The organism is Amycolatopsis rhizosphaerae, from assembly GCF_007713715.1.
Lineage (GTDB): Bacteria > Actinomycetota > Actinomycetes > Mycobacteriales > Pseudonocardiaceae > Amycolatopsis_E > Amycolatopsis_E rhizosphaerae.
The window spans coordinates 1-7,323 of the sequence record NZ_VJWX01000369.1; the positions used below are offsets into that span (position 1 = coordinate 1).

Annotated in this window: 6 protein-coding genes; 3 read left to right on the forward strand and 3 right to left on the reverse strand. The window is 69.9% G+C overall.

All coding sequences use genetic code 11. The annotated features are described in order from the left end of the window. The 3 genes from FNH05_RS27600 to FNH05_RS27610 form a co-directional block, all read right to left on the reverse strand. Positions 1-421 (reverse strand): YbaB/EbfC family nucleoid-associated protein (locus FNH05_RS27600; protein ID WP_144591745.1); only part of this gene is annotated, 421 nt, incomplete at its 3' end. 244 nt (positions 422-665) lie between these two features. Continuing rightward, the gene (locus tag FNH05_RS27605) at positions 666-2,960 is read right to left on the reverse strand and encodes a beta-xylosidase/alpha-l-arabinosidase (RefSeq protein WP_425458497.1); all 2,295 of its coding nucleotides are present in this window, start codon (positions 2,958-2,960) and stop codon (positions 666-668) included. After that, positions 2,960-3,985, reverse strand: coding sequence for a LacI family DNA-binding transcriptional regulator (locus FNH05_RS27610; RefSeq protein ID WP_186382766.1), 1,026 nt, complete (start codon positions 3,983-3,985; stop codon positions 2,960-2,962). The genes FNH05_RS27605 and FNH05_RS27610 overlap by 1 nt, the downstream gene beginning before the upstream one ends. A 184-nt stretch (positions 3,986-4,169) precedes the next feature. Here FNH05_RS27610 and FNH05_RS27615 point away from each other — a divergent pair, with 184 nt between their 5' ends. The 3 genes from FNH05_RS27615 to FNH05_RS27625 are packed head-to-tail and all read left to right on the forward strand — an operon-like array spanning position 4,170 to position 7,221. Then, complete coding sequence (locus FNH05_RS27615) at positions 4,170-5,459, forward strand: extracellular solute-binding protein (RefSeq protein ID WP_144591750.1); 1,290 nt, start codon at positions 4,170-4,172, stop codon at positions 5,457-5,459. A gap of 2 nt (positions 5,460-5,461) precedes the next feature. Next, positions 5,462-6,391: a carbohydrate ABC transporter permease gene (locus FNH05_RS27620; protein ID WP_144591751.1), complete on the forward strand. Its 930-nt coding sequence runs from the start codon at positions 5,462-5,464 to the stop codon at positions 6,389-6,391. Beyond that, a complete protein-coding gene (locus FNH05_RS27625) occupies positions 6,391-7,221 on the forward strand; it encodes a carbohydrate ABC transporter permease (RefSeq protein WP_144591753.1) in 831 nt (276 codons plus the stop codon). The genes FNH05_RS27620 and FNH05_RS27625 overlap by 1 nt, the downstream gene beginning before the upstream one ends. The last annotated feature ends 102 nt before the right edge of the window (positions 7,222-7,323 follow it).

The following is a 7,323-nucleotide window of genomic DNA, read 5'->3' on the forward strand; positions in this document are numbered from 1 at the left end:
CCCGTACCTGGTTCGTAGGCGGCGCCGCCTCCTCCGGGTCCGGTTCCGGCTCCGGGAACTTCGCCCGGTAGTTGCCGACGATGGTGTCCCTGGTCCTGGTGTCGTCACCGATCGTCTCGGCCATCACCTCGCCCAGCCGCTCCGGCAGCCGCGCCTGCGCGCGCCGCACCGTCGTCAGCACCAGCGAGGCCACCTGGGCACCCGGAAGCTCCCGCACCCGGTCCGTGATCCGCAGATCCGACAGGTTCCCCGCCGAATCCACCGTCACCGTGACCACGCCGTCCTTCGACGACTCCGTCACCGACACCCCGGCCACCGCCGCCTGCATCGCCTGGTACCGCTGCGCCTTGGCCTTCGCCTCCGCCACCCAGCGATCCACACCCGCCGCCGCGTCACCGCCGGACCCCACCGGGCCGCCCATGTCCACCGCCTTCGCCGTCTGCCTTCGCGCTGTGTCTTCGCGCTGTGTCTTCGCGCTGTGTCTTCGCGCTCGGACACCGACAGCCAACCAGCGCTTTCCCCTTTTCCGGGCCGACTCGACCGGAATTACCCTGAACAGCCCAACCGTCCTGTGCCGTGAGGGGCCGGGGCGAGCCGTGAAGGGTCCCTTCACGGTCAAATCGGCTGTGAAGGGACCCTTCACGGCCGACGCCTGCGCGAGGGGATCAGGCCGGGGCGATCTCGACCGGGGTGGTCATGACCCGGTCGTGCCCCACGGCGCGGACGGGGCCGGTCAGCCGGAACTCGGCGGTGCACGGCAGGTCGGCGGCCGAATGCCCGGCGAACACCTCGATCCGGCCGGGTTCCACGATGCGGCGCAGGTCCAGGCCGGTGAAGCTGGTGCGGTCGGCGTGCAGGGTGAACCTGACACGGGCGGCGGCTCCCGCCGCCAGCGGCACCCGCGCGAACCCGGCCAGCTCCAGCACCGGCCGGGTCACCTGCGCCTGGACGTCGTGCAGGTACAGCTGCACGGTCTCCTCGGCGGCGCGCTCGCCCGTGTTGCGCACGGTGACCGAAACGGACAGCTGCCCGTCGGTGGGGATTTCGTCCGCGCTCAGTTCGAGCCCGGAGTACTCGAAGGTCGTGTAGGACAGACCGTGCCCGAACGGGAACAACGGTGTCGGGTCGAGGTTGCTGATGCCCTCGCTGTTGCGGCCCAGCGGCGGGGTGAGGTAGGTGCTCGGCGCGACCCCGGCCACGCGCGGGATCTGCACCGGCAGGCGGCCCGAAGGCGCGATCCGTCCGGACAGCACGCCCGCCAGCGCGCCCCCGCCCTCCTCGCCCGGCATGAAGGCCTGCACGAGAGCGGCGGCCCGGTGGGCGTGGCGGCCCAAGGCGTAGGGCCTGCCCGAGACGACGACGATCACGACCGGGGTGGCGGAGGCGAGCAGCGCTTCGAGCAGTTCGTCCTGGACACCGGGCAGGCCCAGGTCCTCGGCGTCGCAGCCTTCGCCGGAGGTACCCAGGCCGAACAGGCCCGCGCGGTCGCCCACCACGGCGACGCAGACGTCGGCCGCTTCGGCCGCGGCGACCGCCTCGGCGAATCCCGAGCGGTCCTCGTCCCGGATGGAGCATCCCTTGTGGACGGCGAGCAGGGCCGACGGGAACTCCTCGCGAAGAGCGTCCACAAGCGACGGTGCCGCCACGCCGATGCCGAACCCGGGGTGACGGGGCAGGACGTGGTTCGGGTAGGAGTAGCACCCCATGAAGGCGAGCGGGTCGTCGGCGCAGGGCCCGATCACCGCGATCCTGGTGGTGGACAGGGGAAGCGTGCCGTCGTTGGCCAGCAGGACGACGGACTTCTCCGCGATCTCCCCGGCGAGGGCGCGATTGCGGGGTGAGTCGAGATCGATCGGCTCGGCGGAGGGCGCCCAGCCGGCGTCCAGCAGTCCCAGCTCGGCCTTCTGCCGCAGCAGGCGCAGGGCCGCCCGGTCGACCAGCTCTTCGGGCAGGTCGCCGCCGCGCACGAGTTCGGTGAGTTCCTTGCCGTAGCAGAGGGTGTCCGGCAGTTCGACGTCGATGCCCGCGGCCAGCGCCAGCGCCCCGGCTTCGCCCACCCCGTCGGCAATCCGGTGCATGCTTTTGAGGAACGGGATCGCCCAGTAGTCGGAGACCACGACCCCGTCGAAGCCCCATTCCTCCCTCAGGATCCCGGTCAGCAACGCGGTGTTCGCGGCGGCGGGAACCCCGTCGAGGTCGACGTAGGCGTTCATCACCGACCGCGCGCCACCGTCGCGCACGGCCAGTTCGAACGGCGGCAGGACGACGTCGCGCAGCTCGCGCGGGCCGATCGAAACCGGCGCGTGGTTGCGCGCGGCCCGCGAGGCGGAGTACCCGGCGAAATGCTTGAGCGTCGCGATGACACCGGTCTTCTCCAACCCGCGCACGTAGGCGGTGCCCAGCATCGAGACCAGGTAGGGATCTTCACCCAGCGTTTCCTCGACCCGGCCCCACCGGTAGTCGCGAACCACGTCCAGTACCGGCGAAAGCCCCTGGTGCACACCGACCGCGCGCATGTCCTCGGCGATCGCGGTCGCCATCCGCTCCACCAGATCGGGATCGAAGGTCGCCGCCCAGGCCAGTGCGGCCGGGTAGACGGTGGCGCCGAGGGTGGTGAACCCGGTGAGGCATTCCTCGTGCACGATCGCGGGCACGCCGAGCCTGGTCTCCTCGACGATTTCCCGCTGGAGCCCGCGCACCCGGGCCACCCCTTCGGCCGCGGTGACGGGAGCGGTGCCGAAAATCCTGGTCAGATGGCCGATCCCGTGCGCACGGGCCTGCTCGAAGGGCACCGCGCCCCGGGCGAACACGTCCTGCATCGGGGCCACGTTCCCGCTGACGTCGTCGTTGCCCGGCCACGCGCTGCCCAGTTGCGCGATCTTCTCCTCGAGGGTCATCTCGGCCAGCAGCGCCCGCGCGCGCTCGCCCGCGGACAGGGACGGGTCATGCCAGCGGCTCATCATGCTCCTTGTCGGGAGTGGTCGGGTACGGGACCGGTCGAGTCGCGCACGACCAGGTGGGTGGCGAGCTCGACGTGGTGGGAGTCCAGGGTTTCCCCGGCGATCAGCTTGAGCAGCGTGCGCAGGGCGACGCGGCCCATGTCGTGCAGCGGCTGGCGGATCACGGTCAGCGCGGGCGTGGCGAGCCGGGCGAGCATCGTGTCGTCGAAGCCGACCACGCTCAGGTCCTCGGGCACGCGCAGCCCGCGCCGCCGCGCCGCCTCCAGCACGCCCAGCGCGGTGGCATCGCTCGCCGCGAAGATCGCGGTCGGCCGGTTTTCCCGTGCCAGCAAGCGGTTTCCCATTTCGAGGCCGTCCTGGTAGCCGAAGCCGCCGTGGAGGACGAGAGCGGGATCGGCGGTGGCACCGGCGTTCTCCAGCGCCGCCCGGTAACCGTGCAGGCGGGCCTGGCTGCACGAGGCCCCCACCGGGCCTCCCGCGAAGGCGACGCGGCGATGGCCCAGTCCCAGCAGGTGTTCGGTCGCGGTGATGCCGCCCGAGAAGTTCGTCGCCCCGACGCTGGTGACCTCGACGCGGGGCAGGTTGAGCGGGTCGATGACCACCAGCGGAAGCCCGGCGCGCGCGAAGCTTTCGACCTGGGCCAGGGTCAGTTCCGAGGTGACGACGATGAGCCCTTCCCGGTCACCGCTCTTGATCCGCTGGGCCCAGGCGTCCTCGGGGGACAGCGGGCCGGACGGTTCGGCGCCCGCCTCGGGCATCCGGCCGATCACCACGTCCACGCCGAGTTCGGTGCCCGCGTCCGTCACGCCGCGCAGCACCTCCAGCGCGTACGGGCTGACCAGGTCGTCGAAGACGATGTCGGCCAGGCGCCGGGAGGCGACGGTACGACGGCCGTTCTGCGGTACGTAGCCGAATTCGCGCAGGACGTTCTCCACCCGCACACGGGTGTCCGCGGCGACGTCGGACCGGCCGTTGAGCACCTTCGACACGGTCGCGAGGGACACCCCGGCGGCGTCGGCCACCATCGCCAGTGTCGCCCGCTTTCCGGAAGCTGTCGGCACGACTTCTCCTATCGCAAAATTTCGAGACACTTTAACTCGGGTGCAGCGCAAAAAGAATCCCTTGACGCTGGGTGGACACTACCTTAGATTCCGTGCCACACCGCAGTGTTTTCGAAACTTTTCGAACCTTCGACGGGGAAGGCGCATCATGGCACTGGGAACTCGCCGGACGGCGTTGCTCGCGGCCGGGCTGGCCGCGCTGCTCACTTTCACCACGGCCTGCGGCTCCAGCGGGCCCGCCGGCCCCGGCGGCAAGGCCACCGCCTGGGCCCTCACCGGCGGCGACGAGCAGGTGTTCCGCACCTCGTTCGGCACCGCGGGCATCGACGGCCAGTTCTTCGGCAACGACGCCTACAAGCAGAAGATCCGCTCCGCCGTCGGCGCGGGCCAGGCCCCCACCCTCATCTTCAGCTGGGGCAACGGCGGGATGCTCAGGTCATGGGTGGACGCCGGGAAGGTCATGGACCTGACCCCGGAGGTGCAGAAGGATCCGGCGCTGACCAGCCGGTACCTGCCCTCGGTGGCCGCGACCGGCGTGATCGGCGGCAAGACCTACGCGGTACCGAACAACAGCATGCAACCGGTCTTCCTGTTCTACAACAAGGATCTGTTCGCGCGGATCGGCGCGCAGCCGCCGTCCACATGGGACGAGCTGATGGCGCTGGTACCGCGGTTCAACCAGGCCGGGATCGCCCCGTTCTCCCTCGGCGGGCAGAGCAAGTGGCCGCAGCTGATGTGGGAGGAGTACCTCGTCGACCGCATCGGCGGGCCGGAGGTGTTCACCGCGATCGCGGCGAACAAACCGGGCGCGTGGTCCGATCCGGCGGTCGTGCGGGCCAACACGATGATCCAGCAGCTGGTGGACGCGGGCGGCTTCGTCAAGGGCTTCGACTCGATCAGCACCGACAGCAACGCCGACACCGCGCTGCTCTACACCGGCAAGGCCGCGATGTACCTGATGGGTTCGTGGGCCTTCCCCACGATCAAGCAGGCGGATCCCGAGTTCGCGAGCGGCAAACTGGGCTGGACGAGCTTCCCCTCCGTTTCCGGCGGCAAGGGCGCCGCGGCCGACATCGTGGGCAACCCGGCGAACTTCTGGTCGGTCTCGGCGCAGGCCAGTGACGCGCAGAAGCAGGCAGCGGTCAAGTACCTGCGTGAGGGCGTCATGAACGACACCTACGTCGACAGCCTGCTGGCCGGTGGTTCCGTCCCGCCCGTGAACGGGATCGAAGCGAAACTGGCCAAGGCGGAGGACCCGCAGTATCTGTCCTATGTGTACGGACTGGCCCGCAATGCCCCGAACTTCCAGCTCTCCTGGGACCAGGCGCTCTCGCCCGGCCAGGCGGACGCGCTGCTGACCAATCTCGACCAGCTGTTCGGCAAGCAGATCACGCCCGAGCAGTTCTCCACGGCCATGAACGCGACGATCGGCAAGTGAGCATGCAGGCCCAGGCAGTCGCCACCGAGCGGGCCGTGGGGCGGGTGTCCCCCGGCGCGGTCACCCACCGCGCCGGGCCCCATCCGCTGATGGCCGTGCCCGCACTGGTGTTCTTTTCCGTCTTCGCGCTGCTGCCCCTTGGCGGGGTGGTGGTGCTGAGCCTGATGCGCTGGGACGGTGTCGCCGATCCGTCCTGGATCGGGTTCGGCAACTGGGGGGCCGCGCTGACCGACCCCGCGACCTACCACGCGATCTGGCTGAGCGTGCAGGTGATGGTGTTCAGCTGGCTGTTCCAGACCCCGGTCTCGCTGCTGCTCGGTGTACTGGTGGCGGGCCGGAGCCGCTACCGCGCCGTGCTGGGCGTGCTGTACTTCCTGCCGCTCCTGCTGTCTTCCGCCGCGATCGCGATCGCGTTCAAGGCGTTGCTGGACCCCAACTTCGGGATGAGCCGGGCGTTCGGCATCGCCGCGCTGTCCCGGGACTGGCTCGGCGATCCGGCGCTGGCGCTGTTCGTGGTGATCTTCGTGATCGGCTGGCAGTTCGTCCCCTTCCACACGCTGCTCTACCAGGCCGGGGTGCGCCAGATCCCGGCGCAGCTGTACGAGGCCGCGCAGCTCGACGGTGCCGGCGCGGTGCGGCAGTTCTTCCACATCACGCTGCCGCAGTTGCGCTACACGATCCTCACCTCCTCGACGCTGATGCTGGTGGGCTCGCTGACCTACTTCGATCTGGTCTTCGTGCTCACCGGGGGAGGGCCGGGCAACGCGACCCGGTTCCTGCCGCTGGACATGTACCTCAACGGCTTCTCCAACAACGACATGGGCCGTGCGAGCACGCTCGCGGTGCTGCTGGTGGTCGCCGGGCTGGCCCTGTCGCTGGTACTGGCGCGGCTCGCCCGCTTCTCCCGGGGCAGTCAACTGGAGGGTTCGTGATGGCCACGAAGGTGCGGACCCGGCCGAACCTCCTCGGCGGCTTCGCCGGTTTCCTCTGGCTGCTCGTCGTGATCGTGCCCGTGTACTACGTGGTGATCACGAGCCTGCGCCGCCAACGCGGGTTCTTCGACGCCAACCCGTTGTCGCTTCCCGCGGACCCGACCCTCGGCAACTACGCGCTGGTGCTGCGCAACGATTTCCTGCGCTACTTCACCAACACCGTCATAGTCACGGCAAGCACGGTGGTGATCACGGTCGCGGTGTCGCTGATGGCCGCCTACTACGTGGTGCGCGGCCGGACCCGGTTCGCCGGGGCCACCTACAACGCGTTCCTGCTGGGGCTGGCGATTCCCCTGCAGGCCACCATCATCCCCGTCTTCTACCTGATCACGCGGGCACATCTGTACGACACCCTCCTGGCCGTCGTGCTGCCGTCGGTGGCGTTCGCGATCCCGCTGTCGGTGGTCATCCTGGCCAACTTCCTGCGCGACGTGCCGAACGAACTGTTCGAGTCGATGCGGGTGGACGGGGCGGGGCACTGGCGGATGCTGTGGAGCCTGGTGCTGCCGCTGGTCCGGCCCGCCGTGGTGACCGTGGCCGTGTACGACGGGCTGAACGTGTGGAACGGCTTCCTGTTCCCGCTGATCCTCACGCAGAGCTCGGACCAGCGTGTGCTGCCGATGGCGTTGTGGGCGTTCCAGGGGCAGTTCCGGGTGAACATCCCGGCGGTGCTGGCCGCCGTGGTGCTGTCCACGATCCCCGTGCTCGCGCTGTACATCCTGGGGCGCCGGTACCTCGTCGCCGGGCTCACCGCCGGTTTCGGGAAATAGCCCGAGCCCCGGCCCCGGCCCTGGGCCAGGGCCGTGAGGGACCCCCTCACGGCCCAATTTGCCAGGGCCCCGGCAAAGTCCGGTCCTTGCAAGGTTGTGTCC